Origin of the sequence: Brevundimonas sp. TWP2-3-4b2, assembly GCF_049897345.1 — a bacterium.
GTDB lineage: Bacteria > Pseudomonadota > Alphaproteobacteria > Caulobacterales > Caulobacteraceae > Brevundimonas.
The window spans coordinates 244,677-266,857 of the sequence record NZ_JAFCWB010000002.1; the positions used below are offsets into that span (position 1 = coordinate 244,677).

Consider the following 22,181-nt stretch of genomic DNA (forward strand, 5'->3'; position numbering starts at 1 on the left):
CTTCGGACCGTGTTTTTCTCCGCTCGCCTTGCCCGCCCCGCCTCGCCACGTTACGCACACAGCAAGGCCGCCTTTATTCATCAGGTGGTGAAAATATGAGGAAGCGATGCGGAAAATCTTCCCCGACGCGAGCGCAGCGCTGGAGGGCCTGACCTTTGACGGGATGACCGTCATGTCCGGCGGCTTCGGCCTTTGCGGCATTCCCGAACACCTGATCGCCGCCCTGCGCGACAGCGGCGTCAAGGACCTGACCGTCATTTCCAACAATGCCGGGGTCGACGGCTTCGGCCTGGGCCAGCTTCTGGGCACGCGCCAGATCGCGAAAATGATCTCGTCCTATGTCGGTGAGAACAAGGAGTTCGAGCGCCAGTATCTGGCCGGCGAGCTCCAGCTCGAGTTCAACCCGCAGGGCACCCTGGCCGAACGGATCCGCGCCGGCGGTGCCGGCATCCCCGCCTTCTTCACCGCCACCGGCGTCGGCACCCTCGTCGCCGACGGCAAGGAAGTCCGCGCCTTCAACGGCCGCGACTACGTCATGGAAACCGGCCTTGTCGCCGACCTGTCGATCATCAAGGCGTGGAAGGCCGACGGCCGCGGCAATCTCCAGTTCCGCAAGACCGCCCGCAACTTCAATCCGATGATGGCCACGGCCGGCAAGGTCACCGTCGTCGAGGTCGAGCACATCGTCCCGACCGGCACCTTCGACCCCGACCAGATCCACACGCCGGGCATCTATGTCGACCGCATCATCCTGACCGTGCCCGAGAAGCGCATCGAACAACGCACCGTCCGTGCCCGGGAGACCGCATAATGCCCCGCACCCGCGAACAACTGGCTGAACGCGCCGCCCGCGAGCTGCAGGACGGCTTCTACGTCAACCTGGGCATCGGCATTCCCACGCTCGTCGCCAACTACATCCCGCACGGCATGGAGGTCACCCTCCAGTCCGAGAACGGCATGCTCGGCATGGGCCCCTTCCCGTATGAGGACGAGGTCGACGCCGACCTGATCAACGCTGGCAAGCAAACCATCACCGAGATCGCCGAGAGCAGCTATTTCAGCTCGGCCGACAGTTTCGCCATGATCCGCGGCGGCCACATCAACCTGTCCATCCTCGGCGCGATGGAGGTGGCCCAGAACGGCGACATCGCCAACTGGATGATCCCGGGCAAGCTGGTGAAGGGTATGGGCGGGGCCATGGACCTGGTCGCCGGCGTCAAACGCGTCGTGGTCGTCATGGATCACGCCAACAAGCACGGCCAGTCCAAGGTGCTGAAGGCCTGTACCCTGCCGCTGACCGGCACGGGCGTGGTCAGCCGCATCATCACCGACCTGTGCGTCTTCGACGTCAAGGCGGACGGCACCGGCCTCGAGCTCATCGAACTGGCCGAGGGCGTCACCCTGGATGAGGTCGCGCAGAAGACCGAGGCCAGCTACACCGTTGCCGCCGGGCTTGACTCGTAGTCAAAGTCTCCCCTGAAGCCTTCCGCGATCCCGTCGCGGATGCAAGCGAACAGGGATTGACGATGGCGGACGGCGCTTACCGCTGGGTTGGCAGTGCACCGGCACCGGATGCGGCGCGCGTGGACCAGATCGACGCGAGCTATGACGCGCACTCCGCACAGGCCTTCGGCGAGCCGGCCCGCGCGACGGCCGTCGGCGGCGTCGAGCAGGCCATCACCGCCGCCCGCGCCGGTGATCTGAGCGGCATTGCCGCCGCCCTAGCCGACGCCCGCGGGCGGGTCGAGGCGCTGCGGCCACAGGCGCTGGAGCCCCGTCGGGGCATCGCCGGCCTGTTCGACAGCCGGGCCAAACGTCTCAAGCGGTTGCGTGAGGCCTTCCATGACACCGCCACGCGCCTGACCGAAAGCGCTGCCGATGTGGGCACAGCCGTCGACGGGGCCGCCCGACGGTCCGGTGCACTCGACGCGGTCTGGAGCGAACTCCGCGCCGTCGTCACCGATCTGGACGCCCATATCGCCGTCGCCGCGCGTCGACTGACCGGCCATGAGTCTGCTGAAGACGGTGCCGCACATCCCCTGCAAGGCCGCACGGAGACGTTGGACGCCTGCCGCGCCGCCGCACTTCAGTCCCTGTCCCTCATCCGGGGTGCCCAGAACGCCGACGCCCGGACCATGGAGGCGCTCCAACTGTGTACGGACGGGCTGGCGGCATGGCGTGAGGACTGGCGCGACGCCCTGGGACTGTCCGGCAAACGCCCGCGGCGCATCCGCCCTGACCAGGACCGTCTGACCCGAAGCCGGGATCAGGCGCTTGCCCGCATCGACAGCACCCTCGGGGAACTGGCCTCTCTCGCGGTTCGCCGTGTCGACGTCGAGCGTCGGCTGGCCGCCGTCGGGACCAGCCTCGAGCCCTAGCGCGCGTTGGCTTCCGTCCAGGCGACGATCTGGGTGTTCAGGTCGCGCGTTGCCGTGTCGAAAGCCGCAACGATGGCCGAGACCCGGTTCTCGGTCGCCGGCTGTTCGACGCTGAACATCCGCTCGGCCGAGACGGTACGATCCGGCAGGTTCCTCACACGGGCGCGCGCCGTGACCACCACCGTCGGGACAGCCCCCGGCGCGTCATAACGGGCCTCGAAGGCGCGAACGTCGATGTCCAGGCTCCGGCCGCTCCGCACGGACTCCCTCGGGCCGATCAGCCGCACGCCCGTGGCCTGACCGGCAAACGCGTTCTCGAGGCTTTCCATATAAAGGTCGGCCGCCGGAGAGACCCAGCGTGCGCCCTTGATGTAGGCGGTTTCCGTCCCGGTGACGCCGAGGAGCTTGTCGCCCTCGACCGCCTCGGGGAACTCGACTCGCCTCAGGGCGATGGACGGCGCGGACGAACTGACGCTTTGGGACACCGCCGGGGCCGCCCCGCCAAACCGGTAGGTCTGGACGGGATCGGGAGAACTCAGCAGCGCGCAGCCGGCCAGGGCCGTGACGGCGACACCGACGGCGGTCAGCCGGATAAGGGACGTACGGATCACGGCTGGACCTCCATTTCCTTGGTCGGCGCGCGGCCGATGAAGTCGCGCGGGCTGGACCGCACCTCCTCGACCAGACCTTCCAACGCACGGGTGGCGTCTTCGAGACTCTGGATCGACTGCTGAAGCTGGGGCAGGCCGGTGGTGGCGAAGTCGTTCACCGGCCGCTCCAGGCCGCTGATCGTGCGGTTGGCCGAGGCCGCCGCATCTGCCGCCTGTTCCGCCGCCCGGTTGATGTTGGCGATCGCCTGACGGCCGTCACCCTCGACCAGCTGGCGGGCACTGACGCCCAGAGCCTGGTATTCGCCGATGGCCGCATTGGCCTTGGTCAGCGCCTGCTCCAGCTGGGCGAACATCCCCTTGCGGGCTTCCAGTTCGCTGGACAGGGATTCGACATTCTTCACGCTGGTCGAGAAGGAGCGGATGTTGTCGTCGGACAGCACCCGGTTGATCCGGTTCAGCGCATCCACGGTCTGGGCCAGAACCGTGCCCGAGCCGCTGAGCAGTTCGGCGATCGGTGACGGCTGGCTCTGAATCACCGGCACGACGTTGTCCGGATATTGGGTCTTCAGGATCGCGCTCTGCGGATTGCCGGCCGTGATCTGGATATAGTTCAGACCCGTGATCCCCTGGGGCTCGAGCTGGGCGCGCGAGGTCACACGCACGGGCGTGGTGGCGTCCACGCGGATCCGGGCAATGACCTGATCGCCCTTCTTGGGATCCAGGTTCAGGTCGGTGACCTCCCCGACGCGGATGCCGTTGAAGTGAACCTCGCCGCCCTCCGACAGACCCCGCACGGGGCCGTAGAAGACGATGTCATAAACATCGAAGTCATTGTTGAACTGAAGCCGGGCCAGCCAGATCGTGAACACCGCCAGCGCCGCCAGGAGGGCGATGGTGGCGATGCCGACGGCAGCATAATGAGCGTCTCTTTCCATCGTTCGGCTCTCCTTAAGCCGCCTTGACCGCGGCGCGACCGCGCGGACCAAGGAAATATTCTCGTATCCACGGATGATCGGAACGCTCGAGTTCCTGAACCGTGGCCTTGGCGACGATATGTTTGTCGGCCACCACCGCGACCTTGTCGGTGATGGCGTAAAGGCTGTCGAGATCGTGGGTGATCATGAAGACGGTCAGGCCCAGATCTGTCGACAGCTGCTTGATCAACTCGTCGAACGCGGCCGCGCCGATGGGGTCCAGCCCCGCCGTCGGTTCGTCGAGAAACAGCAGCTCGGGATCCAGCGCCAGGGCCCGCGCCAGACCGACTCGCTTGCGCATGCCGCCCGACAGTTCAGCAGGCTTGAGGTGATGCGCTTCCGGCTTGAGGCCGACCATGGCGATCTTCATCTCGGCCAGCTCGCGGATCACATCTCTGGACAGTTCGGTATGCTCGACCAGCGGCGAGGCCACATTTTCGATGACGCTCAGTGACGAGAACAGGGCCCCCTGCTGGAACAGGATGCCGGTGCGCCGTTCGATGTCGGCCTCCTGCTCGCGGGTCATGGTTGCCCGATCATAGCCGAGGATCTTGACCGTTCCGCCTTCGGGCTCTTTCAGGCCGATGATCGAGTTCAGCAAGACGGTCTTGCCCGTGCCCGACCCGCCGACGACGCCCAGAACCTCGCCGCGCTCGAGGTCGAGGTCGAGGTTTTCGTGGATGATGCGCTCGCCGAACTGGCTGAGCAGACCGCGCACTTCGATCATGCGCTCCGGCGCTTCGGGAACGGCGGGAGGTCTGGAATCCGTCACAGGTCCAGCTCCAGGAAGATCAGGGCGAAGATGGCATCCAGCAGGATGATGGCGAAGATGGCCTGCACCACCGCCGCCGTGACCCGCCGGCCAAGGCTTTCCACGTCGCCGGCGACCGCCATGCCCTGCCGGCAACCAATGGCAGCGATGACGATGGCGAAGACCGGTGCCTTGATCATGCCCACCATCAAATGCGTGCCCATATTCGGGTCTTCGCTGATCCGCTGGACGAAGAACGACGGGCCGTAGCTGAGCTGGCTCCAGGTCACCAGAAGACCCCCGAACAGGCCGGCGACCATGCCGATGAAGGTGAGCAGCGGCAGCATGACGACCATCGCCGCCAGACGCGGAATGACCAGTGCCTGGAACGGGTTGACCCCCATCACCTGCATGGCATCGACCTCCTGATTCATCCGCATCGAGCCGATCTCGGCGGCGAATGACGAGGACGAACGGCCCGCCAGCAGAATCGCCGTGATCAGGACTGCCAGCTCTCTCAGTGTGGCCACGGCGACGAGCTGTACCGTGAAGACACCGGCTCCGAACTGGGTCAGCAGATTGGCACCGAGGAAGGCGATCACAGCGCCAATAAAGAAATTGGTCACCGCGACAATGGGTATGGCATCCAGCCCCGACCGCTCGCCCTGGCTGAACCAGGCGGCCCAGCGTATCCGCCCGGGATGGCGCAGGGCTGTGCCGACCGCCACGATAAGCCGCCCGAGGAAGGCCATCGACAGGGTCGCTTCGGCAGCGATATCGCCGACACCGCGGCCGACCTTGGCGAAGCCACGCACCCAGCCGGGCGACTGCCGCGGAGGCCCGGCGCTCTCGCGCTCGAGCTTGTGGACCATCGCGTAGGTTCGTCCCGCCTCGGGCCGGTCGGCCCACGCCGCTTCCGGCAGGACACAGTGCGAAGCCTGAACGATCGCAAGCGCGCCGGCCGTGTCGAATCTGCCAAGGGCGGACAGGTCGACGGCCTCGACCTTGCGATCCTGCAACTCATCGTCGAGACGGCGCGAAATCCGGCCGAGCTCGGTCGCCGTCCAGTCGCCGGTCAGACGCAAGGTCAGACCGGGCCCGCCGTCGTCGATCTGGAAATCCGCTGCGGCCATGCCCCTACCTAGATTGCGCCGGTCATTTTGCCTACGCCGGCCGAACGGCAAAGCTGGGGCAGACCAGACAACGCGGCGCATCCGTATTCGTTCAGCCACGGTTTCAATGTTTACGCATCACAACAACCCACGGACGCGCCTGAGGTCTTCAACGAACCGTCCGCGCTCATCACGACGCGTCGCCTCATCCGGCAGGCGCAACAGATAGGCCGGGTGCACGGTCATCAGAACGGTCGAGCCGTCAGGCTGAGCCATGGCCTGACCGCGCGCCTGCATGACCGTCGTTTTCCGGCCCGTCACGCCCAGTGCCGCCGTCGCACCGAGGGTGAGGATGACCCGGGGCTTCACCAGGCTGCGCTCGGCGTCCAGCCACCATCGGCAGGCACTGATTTCGCTGACGAGCGGGGTTCTGTGGATGCGTCGCTTGCCGCGCGGTTCGTGTTTGAAATGCTTCACGGCATTGGTGACATAGACATCCTGGCGATCAATGCCGGCTTGCTCCAGCGCGGCATCCAGGACCTCGCCTGCCGGGCCGACAAAGGGTTGTCCTGCCAGATCCTCCTGATCGCCCGGCTGTTCCCCGACGATCATCAGCGGGGCCTTCCTCGGCCCCTGACCACAAACGCCCCGGGTCGCGTCCCGCCAGAGCGGGCAGCGGCGACAGGACTGCACCGCCTGTTGCAGTTCCTCGAGCGTCGAAGGCACAAACCCTTCATCGAACGAGCGATCCCGATTGATCCGCACAAGGGTCTTGGCCAGCCGCGGGTTTGGTTCGGCTGCGGGCCGCGCGACCATGACGTCCGTACGACCGGCGGATTGCGCCACCAGTTCATGGATCAGCGCCGCCTCGGGCAGATTCTTCCAGTACCGTTTGGGCATTTCGCCCTGCATCGTCTTCGTCTTCAGCCGGGCGGGGTTGAAGGTCGAGGCATAGTAGGTCTTCCAGAATGTCTCGATCTCGTCTTCGGTCGGGGCCATGTCCCGGGTCTCCGGGGCCCCAAAGGCCAGAGCCTGACCGTCCCACATCGCCGACCCGTCCGGCGTCAGGATCGACCACCGCATCGTCGTGAAGCGCCGGACGAAGAAGGGCGCCGTCCTTTCCAGCACGCGATGGGCGGGTTCGAACCAGGCGACCCAAGCCTCGCCGCGCTCGTCCTCGACCTGGCGGAACCGGACGAAGGCCTTCATCTTGTGGCTGGCGCGGCTGACGTTTTTGGCCCGCTCCAGCGCGTCGGCGACATCGATGTCGGTCACGACCTTCATCAGATCGGGCTCGTCCTTCAGCCGCCACAGCAGGCGGTAAAGCAGGTCGAAGCGGTCCGGAGTCCGGTGAAGGATGACCGCTTGCGCCACATCCACAAAGGCCTTGGGCACCCCGAACGGCACTTCGACATCCTCCGACAGGGCGACTTCGTCGAACAGACCGGCGTCCCTGTCACCGATCCGGAACACTGCGTCTGCGGGCGACACCCGGCCGGTCCGAAAACACCTCGCAGCCCGACGCCAGCCGTCGAAGTCGGTCTCGTGCGAAAGCGTTGCGGCCTTCATTCAGAACAGGCTCAGCTGGACCGGCTTGGGGTCCGGACCGATCCTGGCCCGCAGGTTCTCCGCATCGGTCAGACCGCCCGGAGTCCAGTCCAGCGCCGTAATGAACGGGCGAACCCTGTCGATGCCCCGGCACAGCCGTCCGATGTCCTCAAGCCGCAGGGTCCGCCAGCGGCGTACCTGGAGGATACGGTTGACCGACTTCACCCCGAGGCCCGGAACGCGCAACAGCATCTCACGCGGGCCTGTATTCACGTCGACCGGAAACTGCGCCCGGCTGTTGAGCGCCCACGCCAATTTGGGATCGATGGCCAGGTCCAGCATGCCGTCCACGGTCGCCTCGCCGATCTCGGGCGGCGAGAAGCCGTAGAACCGCATCAGCCAGTCGGCCTGATACAGCCGGTGCTCGCGCATCAGCGGTGGCTTCGACAGTGGCAGGACGCTGGAAGAGTCCGGAATGGGGCTGAACGCGGAATAGTAGACCCGTCGCAGGCCATAGCCGCCGTACAGCGACGCCGACCGCGCGATGATCTCCGTATCCGGCGCTCCATCGGCCCCCACGATCAGCTGGGTCGACTGGCCGGCCGGCGCGAATTTCGGCGGCTTCGCCCGGTCCTTCTTCGCAGGCCGTGCGGCTTCGACCTTCAGCCTGACCTGCCCCATGGCCCGCTTGATCACCCCGACGTCCTTTTGGGGTGCCAGTCTGAGCAAGGCCTCGTCGCGCGGCAGTTCGATATTGGCCGAGAGCCGGTCCGCGTAGAGCCCCGCCTCATCCACCAGCCGGGGATCAGCCTCGGGGATCAGCTTGAGATGGATGTAGCCGCGAAAATCGTGCTCCTCGCGCAGCTTTTTCGCCACCAGAACCAGTTGCTCCATGGTGTAGTCGCCCGATCGGACGATGCCGGACGACAGGAACAGTCCCTCGATATAGTTCCGCTTGTAGAAATTCAGCGTCAGTTCCACGATCTCGTCGACGCTGAACCGCGCTCGCTGGACGTTCGAGGACGCCCTGTTGATGCAGTAGGCGCAGTCGTAGATGCAGAAATTGGTCAGCAGGATCTTGAGCAGGGACACGCACCGACCGTCGGGCGTGTAGGCGTGGCAGATGCCCATGCCCTCCGTCGAGCCGACACCCTTTCCGCCCACGGAATCCCGCTTCGACGATCCGGACGAGGCGCAACTGGCGTCGTATTTCGCCGCATCCGCGAGGATGGACAGTTTCTGTCGGAGGTCGAGCTGGGCCATTTGTTCACTCTATGTTCCATGGGGAACAGCGAGTCCAGCGTGGCCGTGATGACGATTTGCCGCGTTACCTCAGATAGTTGAGCAGCGAGACATCCCGCAGCTGGCTGATCACCTGGGCCGAGGCCTGGATCGCGATCTGCGACAGCTGCAGATCCGTCACGGCCTTGGCCATGTCGGCGTCCGTCCGGTTCGCCACAAGTTCATCCAGCGCATTCTTTTGAGCGACATGACCCAGTGAGATCGTGTCGACCTGTTTGGCGAGCGAACCGGTCTTGGCGACCTTGTCCACCACGGCCGTCCCGGCGGACTCCAGCCGGCTCAACTGGGCGATCAGGAACGTCTTTTGCGGCTCGGTGAGCTTGCCGGTCAAAGGCCCCTGTCCTCCCGTGGCGTGGAACGTCTGCATGTCGCGCAGGATGGTCAGGGCGTCCGTACCCAGTTCGTCGGCCAGGAAGCCCGTCTCGAGCGTCGTGCCGTCCGCGACCCGGCTGGCCGCCTTGAGCGTGTCGTTCTGGAAAACGGAGGCGACGCTGGGGGCCGCTGCCAGTTCGCTGAGGTTGGTGACGTCCACCGGTGCCGTGGTGGTCGAGGCACCGGAGAACAGATACCCGCCCTGGTGCCGCATGTTCAGGCCCCCGCGGATCGACTGGAAATGGCCTTCCAGATCCAGCATCAGCGACCCGGCGGAATCCGTGGACAGGGCGTTGCCGATGGCTTCCCGCAGGCCGGTGATGCTGTCGCTGATCTGGGTCATGGCCAGATCCTGGGTGGTCAGGCGCGAGGTCACCGCCTCGGCCGTATCGATAAAGCCCTGGATCCGGCTCTGTGCCCCCTTCATCGCGGTCAGGGTCTCGGCCTGTCGACCGAAGCCGGTCAGGTCCGTGGCGTTCTTCTGTGTCGAGACCCGTTCCTGCGCTTCGGCGGAGCGAAGCTGGGTGTTCATCAGGTTCAGCAGGGCTGACTGATAGTTTCCATAGGTGGCAATCCGGGTCATCCGACCATCCCGATCAGCGTATCGTACATATCCTTGCAGGCTTGGATCAGGCGCGCCGATGCGTTGAAGGCCTGCTGGTAGGTGGTCATGAGGACCAGTTCCTCATCCAGGTTGACGCCTTCATGCGCGGTCTGGCGGGAACTGGCCTCTGAGTAGAGGGCCGCCGCCGTCTCCTGGCGGCTCTTGGCCGCCGCGGCCCTGCCGCCGATCTCGCCGGACAGTTCAGAGGCGTACCGGGACACCGAGATCGAACCACCCGTCGAGTCGCCGGCGGCCTGGAAATTGGCAGAACGTTCACCCGCATCCGCCAGCACCAGGGCACCGCGGCCGTCGCCCGGGCTCAGCGCCTGGGCCCCGGCGGCCGCCGCGAGATTCAGCTGCGCCAGCGCCAGCCTTGCTGGCGTCTGCCGGATGTCCGACCGTAGCGAGAAGCCGTCCGCCCGGGACGACCGGACGCCGCCGCCGATGCCGAACAACTCCGTCACGGATACGCCTGAGGGAACCTGGGTCGTCGTGTCTGCGAGGACGCTGAGCGCCGGCACGGGATTGCCGAGCCCGGCGAAGGACAACGAGCCGTCCGCCGCGAGACTGAAGGCTCCGAAACGGCCGACGCCCGTCGCCGGGTCGTTCAGGGCCGTGACCAGGTCGCCCACGGTCCCACCGGGCGGGACGGCGACCTGAATGTCCCGAAGTTTCGACCCGGCCTCGCCCGAGAAGCGGAAGGTCACGGTTTCACCGGCGGTGAAGCCGTGCGGTGAAGCGGCTGTCAGTCCGCTGTCATAGAAGGCGGGCCGGTCCGTCGAGATCAGATCGTTCAGGCCGAAATAGTGCGAGAACGCGCGACCGGCCTTTGCCGAAGGCAGGGTCGCGTCGTCGGCGACGGCCACGCCGTTCGGGGCGGTCGCGGCGATACTGAGGCGGCCGTTGTTGAAGCTGGCTGTTGCTCCCCCACCGAGCTGGGCGTTCAGCACAGACAGGAAGGTGGACGGCGTGGCCGCCGCTCCGTTCACGGTCATGGTCGCGCCGGAGAAGACGATGTCCGCCCGATTCTGGATCACGCCCGCCGCGTTTGTGACGGCGACCGTCGTGCGGCCCGTGAAGCCGGCGACCGCGCTGTCGAAGGACTGGCCCACATTGCGGCCGGTCAGGCTGACCGGAGCGGGAACGGAGGAATTGGCGTTGTGTGCGCGGTTCAGTTCGTCGGCGACATGGGACACCAGTTCGGCCAGTCGTTCGGCCGTCGCAGGAGCCTCTACATCGCGCAGTTCGACCAGCCCCTTGATCTCTCCCGAGGAGATGCTGTCCAGCAAGGACCGCTTCTGGCCGCCCGGCTCGGTGATCCAGAGGTCGTTGAAGGTCGTCTCGCCCGTGACCGTCCCGGCGCGATTGTATTCCAGGGTCGCCGCCCCGTGGCCGGCCAGGAGTGTGCCGGCACCCGTGCGGATCGACACACCACCGACGGGCCGGGCCGAGACCCGGATATCCACCAGTTCGGCCAGTTGGCCGATCAGGGCTGATTGAGCCGTCTCCGCCCCCGAGGCGTCGCCGTTGACGGCCGTGGCGCGGGCGATCTCAAGGTTCAGGCCCTCGATCTGCTTGAGCAGGCCATTGGTCTTTTCCACCGCGCTCTGAAGACGGCCATCGGCATCCTCGCGAACGGCCTGGATCTGTTTGGCGACGCGGCTGGCTTCGTCGAACAGGGCCTGGGTGCGGAACAGGGCGTCCTGGCGGCGCGGTGACGAGGTCGGGTCCTCGGCGCTGGCGGCAAAGGCCGAGAACACGCCGTCGACCTTGGAAAAGAAGCCATTGTCGCCACCCGGATCGCCGAACAGCGACTGGATCCGGTCGTACAGTTCGTAGCGCACGCCCTGACGCGCGGACTCGGCTCCGGCGTTGAGGTTGGCGGCCTGCAGGAACCGGTCGGTGGCCAGACGGATGCGCGAGATCTCGACGCCCGAGCCCATCCCGTCGCTGGTCAGGGTGGTCTGATCCGCGATCTTGCGAACATAGCCCGGGGTATTGACGTTGGAGACGTTGTCCGAGACCACGCGCAGCTGGGTCTGGGCCGCTGCCAGTCCCGAGGACGCCGTGTTCATGATGGCGTTCAGCGACATCCGAAACGCTCCATACGGGCGGCACCCGGCAAGCCCTGCCAGCCGACGCGCGCTTTTTGCCCGGCGTTTGGTGAGACGCCGTCCAGTAAGTCCCTGATTTTACGCGCTATCGCGTTTTGCGCCTGGGTCATGACTCGCAAGGAGCGCAAGGAGCGGGCCATCCGTGCGCCGCACAGATTATCGCCTGTGCCACCGGGCAAGAATCGTCGGCACGCGGCAAGTTTCGACCGGACAGGACAGGAACACGCCCGATCGAGGGAAGTTTTTTCGTCACTGTATTCATATAGTTATCGGCAAACACGTGTGTGGCCCGCGACTTGCGCCGTGGTGTCCGAATGTCCGGCGCAGCAGGCGCCCCCGCTACCATCGCTGTTGCGATCATCCCCCCGGGACAATGTCCGCCCTCGCTCTGCCGATCACCATCGCGCCTGCCAGACCCGGCACCCCCCAGGGGGCGGCCGGTGATGCCGATGCGACCGGCTTCAAGAGCCTGCTGGAGACCTGCATCGACCAGGCGGGCCAGTCTGCAGACGCGGCATCGTCGGACACCGAGCTTCCGAAGGACCCGGCTGACGCCGTCGCGCCAATGACGGCCGTACCGGTTGCGTCCGTAGCGATCGTCGTCCCTCAGGCTGACGCGGTCGCGCCGGCGGCGATTGCGCCCGTTGCGCCCGCAACGATCGTCGTCCCTGTGGCTATGACTCTGCCGGCCGAACCTGCCCCTGAAGCGGGGGCCGCAACAGCGGCCGAAGGTGCTGCAGCGATTGCACCGGCTGACATCGAGCGACCCGCGCCCAAGGCGAACGGCGGGGCCCAGCCGGCGACCTGGATTTTGCCGGCGGTCGCGGCCGGGGTTGCCAGGGACGCCGCGCGAGCCGCCGCTCCTGATGCCATCGAGCCCGACGCGGTTGAGCCCGACGCGGCCGCGGCAAGGACGGCCATCGGAGGCACGCCTGCTGCCGGGGCCCTCCCCGCCTCTCCGGACAAGGCCTCTACACCCGTGCCGCCTCCGCTTCCGCCCTTGCGCGCCCTCGCCGAGCGCGCCGCCCGGCCTCTGGACACGACCGCGGACAAGACAGCCGATGCGTCGACCTCGGGCCAGGGCACGACCGACGCCAGGGCGGGCGCTGCCACAGCATCGGCCGCACCGGATCCGGCGATGGCCCCCGTCCGGGTGGACGCTCCCAGGGACGGCCCGCCCCGGCTGCCGGCTGACGCCGCCCTCGCGTCTGACGCGCCCTCCATCGACGCCGCGCCGGCGGCGGCGGGAGGGACCACGAACAGCCCGACCCTGGGCCATACCCGGGAGGTCAGCCTCTCCGGCCTTTCGCGCACCACCATCGAAGCCACGGCCCAGATTGCCGCCCAGATCCTGCGAAAGCTCGAGGGCCGAACGACGCGGTTCGAGATGGCATTGACCCCCGACGACCTCGGGCGCGTGGATGTGAAACTGGACATCGATTCCGAAGGCCGGCTGGCCGCCCGGCTGGCGTTCGACAATCCTGCCGCCGCGACGGACCTGCGTGGCCGGGCCGACCAGCTTCGACGCGAGCTGGAGGACGCCGGCTTCCACCTGGCCGACGACGCCTTCGAATTCACCGAACGCGACAGCGGCTCCAGCAGCTTCGACCGGGGCCAGGACGCCCGCCACGGCCAGGACCGCGCCTTCGCCGCCGCCTCGCGCCTGAACGCTGAAATCGACGTCGCCCAGCCTCCCCGCTGGATGGCGCTCTCCCTCTCGCCTGCGGGCGTGGATCTGAAAGTCTGATCGATGGTCGACGCCGTCTCCGCCACCACCAACGCCACGGGCCGGATCGCGGCCGGCACCGGCATGCTGGCCTCGAATTTCGAGACCTTCCTGACCCTGCTGACCTCGCAGCTGAAGAACCAGGACCCCCTTTCGCCGGTCGATTCCAACCAGTTCACCGCCCAGCTGACCCAGATGGCCGGCGTCGAGCAGCAGTTGCTGACCAACGACCTGCTGAAAAGTCTGGTCTCCGTCCAGGGCGGCGGCGGGTTGGGCCAGGCGGCGACCTATATCGGCAAGGAGGCTACGGCCGCCTGGTCCGCCACCAAGATGGCCGACGGCAAGGCGACCTGGAGCTATGAGCTGGGGGCCAACGCCTCGTCCGCGACGCTGCAGGTCCTCGACGGGTCTGGCAATGTCGTCTGGTCCGGCGATGCGCCGTCGAAGGCATCCGGGCTGCATGACTTCACCTGGGACGGCAAGGCGACCAGTGGCAACGATGGCCAGGACGGTGAGGTCTACACGCTGAAGATCACGGCCAAGGACGCCGCCGGCGGGGCGCTGGACAGCCAGGTCCTGACGCGCGGCCGTATCACTGGCGTCGAGATGTACGATGGCGAACCGTATCTGACGGTCGGCAACGCCATCCTTCCGCTCTCCAGCGTCATCGCCCTGGAAGAAGCCAGGAATCCTTCAGTCGACGAAAAGCCAGGCCTGCTGAGCTCGCTCGCCTCGTCGCTCAACCCCTCGAACCTGTTTTCGTAAGGAGCCCGTCCCATGAGTATCAACAGCGCCCTTCTCGCCGGCGTGTCCGGCCTGACCGCGAACGCCGCCGCGCTGGCAGCGATCTCCCAGAACATCGCGAACGTGAATACGGTCGGCTACAAACGGACCGCGGGAGAGTTCGCAACGGTCGTCAACAGCCAGTCCCAGGGTGCCGGCTATTCGGCCGGCGGCGTCCAGGCCAGCGCGCGCCACTTCACCAGCCAGAACGGGCAGTTGCAGCGCACCAGCTCCTCGACCGACCTCGGGATCGCGGGCCAGGGATTCTTCGTGGTCACCGAGAAGGCCGAAAATCTTGCGCCGACGGACAGCCGTCTGTTCACCCGCGCCGGGGCCTTCCGGGTCGACAATCTCGGCTTTCTGAAAAACACAGCCGGACTGTATCTGCAGGGCTGGCCGATCGGCAGCGACGGCAACGTCAACTCGGATCCGTCCGATCTGACGCGGCTCAGGACCATCAATGTCGGGTCCGTGGGCGGAACGGCTGAAGCCACGACGCGTGTCGAGCTCAATGCAAACCTGCGTTCCAGCCAGACGATCACGGCCGAGGCGGCCGATGCCGCCGCTGTGCCGGCGGGACCCAATGCCTACAGCCCGACGGCCAACTCCATGGCCATGTGGGATCCTGACACCGGAACCGGCGTGAAGCCCGATTTCGAACTCACCATTCCCGTGTCGGATTCCAAAGGGGGGCAGCGCACGGTCTCGCTCTCATTCCTGAAGAGCAGCGTCCCCAACGAATGGTACGCCGAGATCCGCGCCATCCCGGCAAGCGATGTGGTTACGGGCGCAGGCCTGAGCAACGGTCAGCTCCGTACCGGCCGGGTGGCCTTCACCCAGGACGGCCGCCTGGACGTCGCCGCCATGCAGGCCATGCCGGCCGGCGAGGCCCTGTTCCCGGATCCGACCGTGGCCTCGTTGTCCTTCGGGGCCTCTGACGCCGCGGCCCCGGCCGCCGGAGCCTTTAACTGGGCCCCCAGCCTCGGCATCGACAGCCAGAGCGTCTCGTTCGAGCTCGCCAACGCCGCCGGCGGTCTGACCCAGTACGACAGCGCGTCGGTGGTCCAGGCGACGCTGACGAACGGCACCGCCTTCGGAAACCTGTCGGAGATCAAGATCGACGAGAAGGGTTTCGTCACCGCGATTTTCGACAATGGCGTGACCCGCCAGATCGCGCTGGTCGCCCTCGCCACCTTCACCAGCCCGGACAGCCTTGCCGAGGCCAGCGGCAACGCTTTCCGCGTCACCCAGGGCTCGGGCACCTTCAACCTCAAGGGAGCCGGAAGTGGCGGTGCGGGCATGATCGGCGCCTCCCAGCTGGAAGCCTCGACCGTCGACCTGTCCGCCGAATTCACCGGCCTGATCACCACCCAGCGGGCCTATTCCGCGTCCTCGAAGATCATCACGACAGCCGACGAAATGCTGGCTGAACTCATCAGCATAAAACGCTGATCCCCAAGTAACGGGCCGTAAACCTCAATGAATATTTTGTTGAATATTGAGAGGGTGGACGGAAGGCATTTTAGGCTTTCCTTCACCACGACGCTTAAACGGCCCTTAGCCGCGGCCCCCTATGGTCATGTTCATAGTGGTGGTGGTCAATGAGGCAAAAGCCCATGTTGCAAGAGCGACGTCTGAATAGCCTAGGCGAACAATATGTGGTGGGTCCGACGGGCACGCCGCTGACGATGCATGATCTTCCGCCGGCCAATACGGACCGATGGGTGATCCGGCGCAAGGCCGAGGTTGTGGCGGCGGTGCGCGGCGGGCTGATCAGCCTGGACGACGCCCTGGCGCGCTACCGTCTGACGGCCGAGGAATTCCTCGCCTGGCAGAAGGCGATCGACAAATGGGGCATGCAGGGCCTGCGCACGACGCGGATCCAGCACTACGGCCGCCCGTAAACACATCTCCCCGAGCCGACTGCGGCCGCTTCCGGAAACGGGGGCGGCCGTTGTCGTTTCGGGCCGCGTTTCGCACCGGCCTCGAAATCGCGCGGGTTTCGCACTAGATAGCGCGCCATGACGCTCGCGGAAGACATCTGCCCGATCCCGGACATCGCCCCCATGGCCGGCAAGGCCGACATGGATGCAGCGGTCGAGTCCGCGCGCGCGGCGGTCGGCCTGCCCGTCGGCTCGCGCGTCGTTGCGGCCATGTCGGGCGGGGTGGACTCCACCGTGGTGGCCGCCCTGCTGCACAAGGCCGGCTATGACGTCGTCGGCGTGACGCTGCAGCTCTATGACCATGGCGCGGCGCTGAAGAAGAAGGGCGCCTGCTGTGCCGGGCAGGACATCCACGACGCCCGGCTGGCGGCCGAGATGCTGGGCATCCCCCACTATGTCCTCGACTACGAAAGCCGGTTCCGCGACGCGGTGATCGACCAGTTCGCGGATTCCTATCTGGCCGGCCAGACACCCGTGCCCTGCATCCGCTGCAACCAGACGGTCAAATTCCGCGACCTGCTGGATGTCGCCCGCGATCTCGGGGCCGAAGCCATGGCGACGGGCCACTATGTCCGGCGCGCGGTCGTCGACGACCGCGTCCAGATGCGCAAGGCGATCGACCACTCACGCGACCAGTCCTATTTCCTGTTCGCCACCACGGCGCAGCAGCTCGACTACCTGCGTTTCCCGCTTGCTGATCTGGAGAAGCCCCAAGTGCGCGGCGTCGCCGCCGAACTGGGCCTGCGCATCGCCGCCAAGCCGGACAGCCAGGACATCTGTTTCGTTCCCAACGGCGACTATCGCACCCTGATCGACAAGCTGCGGCCGCAGGGGCGCGAGGCGGGCGAGATCGTGCATATGGACGGACGCGTGCTGGGCGGCCATTCGGGCATCACCGACTATACCATCGGCCAGCGCCGCGGCCTCAACGTCGCTGTCGGCGAACCCCTGTTCGTAACCCGGCTGGATCCGGTGAAACGCCACGTCATCGTCGGCCCGCGCGAGGCGCTGGCGACCGCCTCGCTGACGCTGGACGAGACCAACTGGCTGGGCGACGAGGCCTCGATCGAGGCGGCGGCTGAAGCCGGCGCGCCGGTGCTGGCCCGCGTTCGTTCGACGCGCCCGCCCTCGCCGGCTCGCCTGTCCATGGTCGACGGCGCGGTTTCGGTCCTGTTCGAAACCGGCGAGGAAGGCGTGGCCCCCGGCCAGGCCTGTGCCCTGTACGACCCGGCCGACCCGGATCGCCTGCTGGGCGGCGGCTTCATCAGGACGACGACGGCCACCGCCTGAAACGCCGGACGCTGTGGGCTGACTGTTGCAGCCAGGCCTCACCCTGGCGGATTTGGTCGATCGGCGGAAACCGGAACGTCCATGGTCAGTTTTTCACCGATGAAAATGACCCAATCGCCGTTCGTCCCCCGCCCGCAGACCCGTAACCCGAGGTTTCACCTCAAGCTGCGACCCGCCGTTGCAACGGCCATCGCCGTGAGTTGGGGCCTGGCCGTCAGCCTCGTCCTGCTGACCATCGTCACCCCGTAACGAGTGGCGCTTCCGCGGCCGGTAGCGACCGCTGAAATGCACCTCAGCCGCGGCTAGGCATCAGCTTGCGCCGCTGCCGCACCAGGGCCAGCGGTCGCCCGTCGGGCGCATAGGCCTCACCGTCCTCGACGGCCCAGCCCCCACCGACATCGCGACTGGTGAAGTGGAAATAGGCCCAGCCCTCGGGTGAGGTGTCCGGCGTCAGGGCGGCCAGCAGGTCCGCCCGCAAATCAACACTGGCCGAGATCGTGGGCGGTGCGGGGAAGGCCGTGAAATAGGTCGGATACAGGCCGTCGAGCAGGAACAGCAGACGTGCCTCGTCCAGCGGTGCGGCGTCGATGGTCCGCATCCAGCAGCCGAGCTCGGGCGCTGCACCCGCGTTTTCCCCGTACAGTTTCGGGCCTGCCACGAAGCGGTGGTCGATGTGCCGGGTGAACCAGGGACCGAAGCTGGTATCCAGCGGCGTGGACTCCAGATCGCCGACCGGCGGCGGTGAGGCGACCATGGGCTTCAGCACCGGCCCGGCGACATCGCGGCCATAGGTGCCCAACGCCTGGACCGCGATGCGGTCGCCCTGGCCGCCGGTGACCGAAGCATAGGCGACGTTACGGCCACCGCGGTTCAGGGTCGGCGTGAACACCGCATCCTCGAACCGGGCGGCGGCGAGATACTGGATCGTCAGGGTTTGCAACGGCGTCTCGATACCCAGGCCCTGTCGCATGGCCCCGGCGGCCAGGGCGGCCATAAGCCCGCCGAAAGGCGCGCCACGCTCCTGGGGCATCGACTGGGGCCCGTTGGAAAAGCCACCGTCAAGCCGCGCCGTCCAGCCGCCTGCACCGGTGTCGGTCAGGGTCAGGGCTTCGGCCAGGGTCTGTTGGGTCATCAGGTGTCGCTAACGCGGATAAAGGGCAGGCGGAAGACGGCGGAGCCTCCCGCCCAAAGTTCGGGGATCAGAAGACGCGACTTCGGCTCCGTAGCCAAACAAAACTGACCCAGTGCGTCCAGATTGGCAACCCTCTTGCAAAACGGCTGACGCAGGGTCACTTTCGTCCCATGGGACGCACCGCAGACTACTCACGCCAGAGCTGTTCGATCGCCGCGACGCTGGAAGTCATCGGCGATCCCTGGACCCTGCTGGTCATCCGCGACGCTTTCAATGGCGTCAGCCGGTTCGAGCAATGGCAGGAACGGCTGGGCGTCGCCCGCAATGTGCTTGCGGCGCGGCTGAAGTCGCTGGTCCAGCACGGCGTGCTGGAGCCCCATCTCTACTCCGAGCGGCCGCCCCGTAACGAATATGTCCTGACCACCAAGGGCAAGGATCTGTACGGCGTGCTGGTCACCCTGCATGGCTGGGGGGCCAAACACGTCTACGGGAATGCGGATTCCGGCGTCTCCATGATCCACAAGACCTGCGGCCATGACCTAGCCCCGCGGATCGCCTGCGGTCACTGCAACGAGATCGTCAAGCCGCGCGACATTCTTCTGACCCGGGCCGAGAACCGTCCGACCGTCGGCGAGATGATGCCGCGCGAGCGGCCGGACGAGGACGCCGCCTGACCCTCTTGCCAATCCTTGCGACGTGGCCCATCCAGCCGCGCAATTCTTCCTCTCGAGGGTAGCGTTTCCATGTCCGATCCCGTCGTCATCGTCTCCTTCGCCCGCACGCCGATGGGCGGATTCCAGGGGGCCCTGTCCGGGGTCAAGGCCACCGAACTGGGGGCAACCGCCGTCCGCGCCGCTGTTGAGCGGGCCGGCGTCGATCCGGAGAAGATCGACCAGATCTATATGGGCTGTGTCCTGCCCGCCGGGCTGGGCCAGGCCCCGGCGCGTCAGGCCGCCATCGGTGCCGGCCTGGGCCTCCACGTCGAGGCGACCACCGTCAACAAGATGTGCGGCTCGGGCCTGCAGGCGGTCATGATGGCGTCTGACAGCCTGGCCGCCGGTTCGGCCGATGTCATCGTCGCGGGCGGCATGGAGTCGATGACCGGGGCGCCCTACCTGATGACCAAGCACCGCGGTGGGGCCCGCATCGGCCACGACGTCATCGTCGACAGCATGTATATGGACGGCCTCGAGGACGCCTATACGCCGGGCAAGCTGATGGGCAATTTCGCCGAGGACTCGGCGCAGACCTATCAGTTCACCCGCGAGGCCCAGGACGCCTACGCCCTGGAGAGCCTGAGCCGGGCTCTGGAAGCCATCGCCTCGGGGGCCTTCAAGACCGAAATCACCCCGGTCGAGGTCACCTCGCGCAAGGGCGTCGTCACGGTCACCGAGGACGAACAGCCCGGCAAGGCCATGCCGGAGAAGATCCCGACGCTGAAGCCCGCCTTCTCGAAGGACGGCACCATCACTGCCGCCAACGCCAGCTCGATCTCGGACGGTGCCGCCGCCCTGGTCATGACCCGCGAGAGCGTGGCGAAAGCCATGGGCCTGCCGATCGTCGCCCGCATCGTCAGCCATGCGGCCCACGCCCATGAGCCGGGCCTGTTCACCACCGCGCCGGTGCCCGCCATGCAGAAGGCCCTGAAGAAGGCCGGCTGGTCGGTCGAGGACGTCGACCTGTGGGAGATCAACGAGGCCTTCGCCGTGGTGGCCATGATCGCCATGCGCGACCTCGGCATCGACCGGGCGAAACTGAACGTCAACGGCGGCGCGACGGCCCTGGGGCACCCCATCGGAGCCTCGGGTGCCCGCATCCTGACCACCCTGCTGGCGGCGCTTCAGGCCCGCGGCGGCAGGAAGGGCATGGCCAGCCTGTGCATCGGCGGCGGCGAAGCCGTGGCCGTGGCGGTGGAGCTGGTCTGACTCCACGTTTCCCTTTCCTTCATGGGGAGGGTGGCGCTTGCCGCGAGACGGGTGGGTTCGCAAAAAGCGGTGATGACGGACCTCACTGGCCTGAAGCGGACTCAGAGAACGTCCGCTACGGGGGGAAAGCGGACATCGGGGCTTAGCAGCGAAGCGGCCCGATCAGCCTGTAAGATTGCAATGTTTTTCCACTCATGGTCAGCGGGCCGGCGCCGTTCGCTCGGTCCGCGGCTGGGCGGGGCCACCGACGTACTCGACTGTCATAGCCTGCACGGCCGCGCCGGCTGCCTCGAACACCATCCGCATGCCTGGGGCGGATTCAACAGCGAAGCGGTTACCACCCAAGGCGATCAGCGGAAATGAAGGTCTGTCGGGTCTCTGTGAGAAGAGCCGCCCACCGTCTGAGGTGATGGTGCGGTCGCCATAAACGCCGGCATAGGCCGCAAGGTCGAGTTCAGGAGCGCGCCGCAGCCCGCGAGCCGCCATTGCTTCGGCAACGGCCTCCAGCACGGCGCGCTCGTCGGCTGGCGCCGTGGCGGCCACAGTCCGCAGCGCGGCAGCGTGGGCGATATCCAGGGCGGCGGTGACCTCGGCCTCGACCGTTGGTGCGTGGCCGACTGCCTCCCAGTCCTTGCCGGTGGACGCCAGGACGGCGCGCCCGACCGAGACGCTGAGCACGAATTGTTCGCCGACGGCGACCATGTCGTTGCGGAACGCCGCCCCAGCGGTGTTGGCGCCAACGATCTCGCCGAGGTGGTATCCGGCAACGTGGCCAGTGAACTCCTCGGCAGCCGAGCCGGTCTCGCCGCTGGTCAAGACATAGAGCGGCTTGCCGATCATCCGCTGCTCAGTTGGCGTTTCCAGGCTCGAGAAGCCGTCGGGTTCGGCCGAGCCATTCATGTAAAAGGTCGTCAGCTGCGTACCAGCCGGCAGAAAGCGGCTGATGATATGCTGCACCGCCTCCGGGTTGCCGCCGCCGTTGGCGCGAAGGTCGATGATCACCGCGTCGCCGCCCGCCAAGAAGCGCATCGCGTTGTCGAGCGCGGCGGCGCTCTCAGCCCCCGTCCAGTGGAAGCCGTCATACTTCATCAGCCGCACGTTGCCCGGCAACAGACGTAAATCGGTGACGCCATGGTTGGCATTGCGAATCAGCCGCTCGAACGCGGGATTGGCGCCGGGCTGCTCGACCGAACCGGACGCGATCATCGCGGCCTCTTGCGGATTGAAGCGGAAACCAAGGTGACGGTCTTGTCCGACCCTTTCCAGATCAGCGTTGAGCCGTTCAGCCAGGACAGCGCCGTCCGTGACGGCATATCGGCCCGAGGCAAGGCCTTCGGCCATCACGGCATCGAGCGCGGGACGGCGCTCAGGCAGAACATAGCGTTCGCCGATGACACGGCGGACTTCGGCCACGACCGCCCTGCTGTCGACCGAGGGCAGGGATGTCAGCGAACCGGAGGCCTCGACTTGAGCATGGACGGGCAAGGCGGTCACGGCGAGCGCGAGAGACCCGAAAAGGATGGCGAGACGCATGAACACTTCCTCTGACTAAAAACGGCTAGGGCTATGGAACGATTGAGAATTCTGGCGTCCACGAGACTTGCCGCGGACGCGGG

Annotated in this window: 21 protein-coding genes; 11 read left to right on the forward strand and 10 right to left on the reverse strand. The window is 66.7% G+C overall.

Annotation, left to right across the window (positions count from 1 at the left end; all coding sequences use genetic code 11):
- Positions 1 to 106 precede the first annotated feature (106 nt).
- The 3 genes from ACP7AS_RS04735 (at position 107) to ACP7AS_RS04745 (ending at position 2,378) form a co-directional block, all read left to right on the forward strand.
- Positions 107 to 811, forward strand: a complete 705-nt coding sequence (locus ACP7AS_RS04735; protein ID WP_426027711.1) for a CoA transferase subunit A — start codon at positions 107 to 109, stop codon at positions 809 to 811.
- Positions 811 to 1,464, forward strand: a complete 654-nt coding sequence (locus tag ACP7AS_RS04740) for a 3-oxoacid CoA-transferase subunit B (protein WP_426027712.1) — start codon at positions 811 to 813, stop codon at positions 1,462 to 1,464. The genes ACP7AS_RS04735 and ACP7AS_RS04740 overlap by 1 nt, the downstream gene beginning before the upstream one ends.
- A 62-nt stretch (positions 1,465 to 1,526) precedes the next feature.
- The gene (locus ACP7AS_RS04745; protein ID WP_426027713.1) at positions 1,527 to 2,378 is read left to right on the forward strand and encodes a hypothetical protein; all 852 of its coding nucleotides are present in this window, start codon (positions 1,527 to 1,529) and stop codon (positions 2,376 to 2,378) included.
- Here the strand turns inward: ACP7AS_RS04745 and ACP7AS_RS04750 are convergent.
- The 8 genes from ACP7AS_RS04750 to flgK all read right to left on the reverse strand — a co-directional run bounded on the left by ACP7AS_RS04750 (position 2,375) and on the right by flgK (position 11,745).
- Positions 2,375 to 2,989, reverse strand: a complete 615-nt coding sequence (locus tag ACP7AS_RS04750) for an ABC-type transport auxiliary lipoprotein family protein (RefSeq protein ID WP_426027714.1) — start codon at positions 2,987 to 2,989, stop codon at positions 2,375 to 2,377. The two genes, ACP7AS_RS04745 and ACP7AS_RS04750, sit on opposite strands and share 4 nt — an antisense overlap.
- A complete protein-coding gene (locus ACP7AS_RS04755; RefSeq protein ID WP_426027715.1) occupies positions 2,986 to 3,924 on the reverse strand; it encodes an MlaD family protein in 939 nt (312 codons plus the stop codon). Before ACP7AS_RS04755 ends, ACP7AS_RS04750 begins: the two co-directional genes overlap by 4 nt.
- 13 nt (positions 3,925 to 3,937) lie before the next feature.
- Complete coding sequence (locus ACP7AS_RS04760) at positions 3,938 to 4,690, reverse strand: ABC transporter ATP-binding protein (protein WP_426027716.1); 753 nt, start codon at positions 4,688 to 4,690, stop codon at positions 3,938 to 3,940.
- 41 nt (positions 4,691 to 4,731) lie between these two features.
- Positions 4,732 to 5,847 carry an MlaE family lipid ABC transporter permease subunit gene (locus tag ACP7AS_RS04765; RefSeq protein ID WP_426027717.1) on the reverse strand — a complete coding sequence of 372 codons (1,116 nt, stop codon included), beginning with the start codon at positions 5,845 to 5,847 and terminating at the stop codon, positions 4,732 to 4,734.
- A 117-nt stretch (positions 5,848 to 5,964) separates the two neighbouring features.
- Entirely contained in the window at positions 5,965 to 7,395 is a 1,431-nt protein-coding gene (locus tag ACP7AS_RS04770; RefSeq protein ID WP_426027718.1) for a UdgX family uracil-DNA binding protein, read from the reverse strand.
- Positions 7,396 to 8,637, reverse strand: coding sequence for a putative DNA modification/repair radical SAM protein (locus ACP7AS_RS04775; RefSeq protein WP_426027719.1), 1,242 nt, complete (start codon positions 8,635 to 8,637; stop codon positions 7,396 to 7,398). It lies immediately after the preceding gene.
- A gap of 64 nt (positions 8,638 to 8,701) precedes the next feature.
- Positions 8,702 to 9,631 (reverse strand): flagellin, encoded by a 930-nt coding sequence (locus ACP7AS_RS04780; protein WP_426027720.1) that lies wholly within the window; start codon positions 9,629 to 9,631, stop codon positions 8,702 to 8,704.
- A complete protein-coding gene (gene flgK / locus ACP7AS_RS04785; RefSeq protein ID WP_426027721.1) occupies positions 9,628 to 11,745 on the reverse strand; it encodes a flagellar hook-associated protein FlgK in 2,118 nt (705 codons plus the stop codon). Before flgK ends, ACP7AS_RS04780 begins: the two co-directional genes overlap by 4 nt.
- Before the next feature lie 394 nt (positions 11,746 to 12,139).
- On the opposite strand from flgK, the gene ACP7AS_RS04790 reads away from it, so the two are divergent.
- The 6 genes from ACP7AS_RS04790 to ACP7AS_RS04815 all read left to right on the forward strand — a co-directional run bounded on the left by ACP7AS_RS04790 (position 12,140) and on the right by ACP7AS_RS04815 (position 17,757).
- Complete coding sequence (locus tag ACP7AS_RS04790; RefSeq protein WP_426027722.1) at positions 12,140 to 13,513, forward strand: flagellar hook-length control protein FliK; 1,374 nt, start codon at positions 12,140 to 12,142, stop codon at positions 13,511 to 13,513.
- Between the two features lie 3 nt (positions 13,514 to 13,516).
- Positions 13,517 to 14,257, forward strand: coding sequence for a flagellar hook assembly protein FlgD (locus tag ACP7AS_RS04795; protein ID WP_426027723.1), 741 nt, complete (start codon positions 13,517 to 13,519; stop codon positions 14,255 to 14,257).
- A 12-nt stretch (positions 14,258 to 14,269) separates the two neighbouring features.
- Positions 14,270 to 15,727, forward strand: a complete 1,458-nt coding sequence (gene flgE, locus ACP7AS_RS04800) for a flagellar hook protein FlgE (RefSeq protein ID WP_426027724.1) — start codon at positions 14,270 to 14,272, stop codon at positions 15,725 to 15,727.
- A gap of 164 nt (positions 15,728 to 15,891) precedes the next feature.
- Positions 15,892 to 16,179 (forward strand): DUF1153 domain-containing protein, encoded by a 288-nt coding sequence (locus ACP7AS_RS04805; RefSeq protein ID WP_426027725.1) that lies wholly within the window; start codon positions 15,892 to 15,894, stop codon positions 16,177 to 16,179.
- 117 nt (positions 16,180 to 16,296) lie between these two features.
- Complete coding sequence (gene mnmA, locus ACP7AS_RS04810; RefSeq protein WP_426027726.1) at positions 16,297 to 17,508, forward strand: tRNA 2-thiouridine(34) synthase MnmA; 1,212 nt, start codon at positions 16,297 to 16,299, stop codon at positions 17,506 to 17,508.
- A 105-nt stretch (positions 17,509 to 17,613) separates the two neighbouring features.
- The gene (locus ACP7AS_RS04815; RefSeq protein ID WP_426027727.1) at positions 17,614 to 17,757 is read left to right on the forward strand and encodes a hypothetical protein; all 144 of its coding nucleotides are present in this window, start codon (positions 17,614 to 17,616) and stop codon (positions 17,755 to 17,757) included.
- Between the two features lie 43 nt (positions 17,758 to 17,800).
- Here the strand turns inward: ACP7AS_RS04815 and ACP7AS_RS04820 are convergent, their stop codons facing one another.
- Positions 17,801 to 18,640, reverse strand: coding sequence for an acyl-CoA thioesterase (locus ACP7AS_RS04820; protein WP_426027728.1), 840 nt, complete (start codon positions 18,638 to 18,640; stop codon positions 17,801 to 17,803).
- 170 nt (positions 18,641 to 18,810) lie between these two features.
- On the opposite strand from ACP7AS_RS04820, the gene ACP7AS_RS04825 reads away from it, so the two are divergent.
- Positions 18,811 to 19,314: a winged helix-turn-helix transcriptional regulator gene (locus tag ACP7AS_RS04825; RefSeq protein WP_426027729.1), complete on the forward strand. Its 504-nt coding sequence runs from the start codon at positions 18,811 to 18,813 to the stop codon at positions 19,312 to 19,314.
- A gap of 69 nt (positions 19,315 to 19,383) precedes the next feature.
- The gene (locus ACP7AS_RS04830; RefSeq protein WP_426027730.1) at positions 19,384 to 20,565 is read left to right on the forward strand and encodes a thiolase family protein; all 1,182 of its coding nucleotides are present in this window, start codon (positions 19,384 to 19,386) and stop codon (positions 20,563 to 20,565) included.
- 198 nt (positions 20,566 to 20,763) lie between these two features.
- Here the strand turns inward: ACP7AS_RS04830 and ACP7AS_RS04835 are convergent, their stop codons facing one another.
- On the reverse strand, positions 20,764 to 22,098 hold the full coding sequence (locus ACP7AS_RS04835) for a S41 family peptidase (protein WP_426027731.1): 1,335 nt from the start codon (positions 22,096 to 22,098) through the stop codon (positions 20,764 to 20,766).
- Between the last annotated feature and the right edge of the window lie 83 nt (positions 22,099 to 22,181).

Excerpts from the sequence above, each read along its gene's own strand:
- ACP7AS_RS04735 (WP_426027711.1), top strand. The coding sequence starts at position 107 with ATGCGGAAAATCTTCCCCGACGCGAGCGCAGCGCTGGAGGGCCTGACC.
- ACP7AS_RS04740 (WP_426027712.1), top strand. The coding sequence starts at position 811 with ATGCCCCGCACCCGCGAACAACTGGCTGAACGCGCCGCCCGCGAGCTG.
- ACP7AS_RS04745 (WP_426027713.1), top strand. The coding sequence starts at position 1,527 with ATGGCGGACGGCGCTTACCGCTGGGTTGGCAGTGCACCGGCACCGGAT.
- ACP7AS_RS04755 (WP_426027715.1), bottom strand. The coding sequence starts at position 3,924 with ATGGAAAGAGACGCTCATTATGCTGCCGTCGGCATCGCCACCATCGCC.
- ACP7AS_RS04760 (WP_426027716.1), bottom strand. The coding sequence starts at position 4,690 with ATGATCGAAGTGCGCGGTCTGCTCAGCCAGTTCGGCGAGCGCATCATC.
- ACP7AS_RS04765 (WP_426027717.1), bottom strand. The coding sequence starts at position 5,847 with ATGGCCGCAGCGGATTTCCAGATCGACGACGGCGGGCCCGGTCTGACC.
- ACP7AS_RS04770 (WP_426027718.1), bottom strand. The coding sequence starts at position 7,395 with ATGAAGGCCGCAACGCTTTCGCACGAGACCGACTTCGACGGCTGGCGT.
- ACP7AS_RS04775 (WP_426027719.1), bottom strand. The coding sequence starts at position 8,637 with ATGGCCCAGCTCGACCTCCGACAGAAACTGTCCATCCTCGCGGATGCG.
- ACP7AS_RS04780 (WP_426027720.1), bottom strand. The coding sequence starts at position 9,631 with ATGACCCGGATTGCCACCTATGGAAACTATCAGTCAGCCCTGCTGAAC.
- flgK (WP_426027721.1), bottom strand. The coding sequence starts at position 11,745 with ATGTCGCTGAACGCCATCATGAACACGGCGTCCTCGGGACTGGCAGCG.
- ACP7AS_RS04790 (WP_426027722.1), top strand. The coding sequence starts at position 12,140 with ATGTCCGCCCTCGCTCTGCCGATCACCATCGCGCCTGCCAGACCCGGC.
- ACP7AS_RS04795 (WP_426027723.1), top strand. The coding sequence starts at position 13,517 with ATGGTCGACGCCGTCTCCGCCACCACCAACGCCACGGGCCGGATCGCG.
- flgE (WP_426027724.1), top strand. The coding sequence starts at position 14,270 with ATGAGTATCAACAGCGCCCTTCTCGCCGGCGTGTCCGGCCTGACCGCG.
- ACP7AS_RS04805 (WP_426027725.1), top strand. The coding sequence starts at position 15,892 with ATGTTGCAAGAGCGACGTCTGAATAGCCTAGGCGAACAATATGTGGTG.
- mnmA (WP_426027726.1), top strand. The coding sequence starts at position 16,297 with ATGACGCTCGCGGAAGACATCTGCCCGATCCCGGACATCGCCCCCATG.
- ACP7AS_RS04815 (WP_426027727.1), top strand. The coding sequence starts at position 17,614 with ATGACCCAATCGCCGTTCGTCCCCCGCCCGCAGACCCGTAACCCGAGG.
- ACP7AS_RS04820 (WP_426027728.1), bottom strand. The coding sequence starts at position 18,640 with ATGACCCAACAGACCCTGGCCGAAGCCCTGACCCTGACCGACACCGGT.
- ACP7AS_RS04825 (WP_426027729.1), top strand. The coding sequence starts at position 18,811 with ATGGGACGCACCGCAGACTACTCACGCCAGAGCTGTTCGATCGCCGCG.
- ACP7AS_RS04830 (WP_426027730.1), top strand. The coding sequence starts at position 19,384 with ATGTCCGATCCCGTCGTCATCGTCTCCTTCGCCCGCACGCCGATGGGC.
- ACP7AS_RS04835 (WP_426027731.1), bottom strand. The coding sequence starts at position 22,098 with ATGCGTCTCGCCATCCTTTTCGGGTCTCTCGCGCTCGCCGTGACCGCC.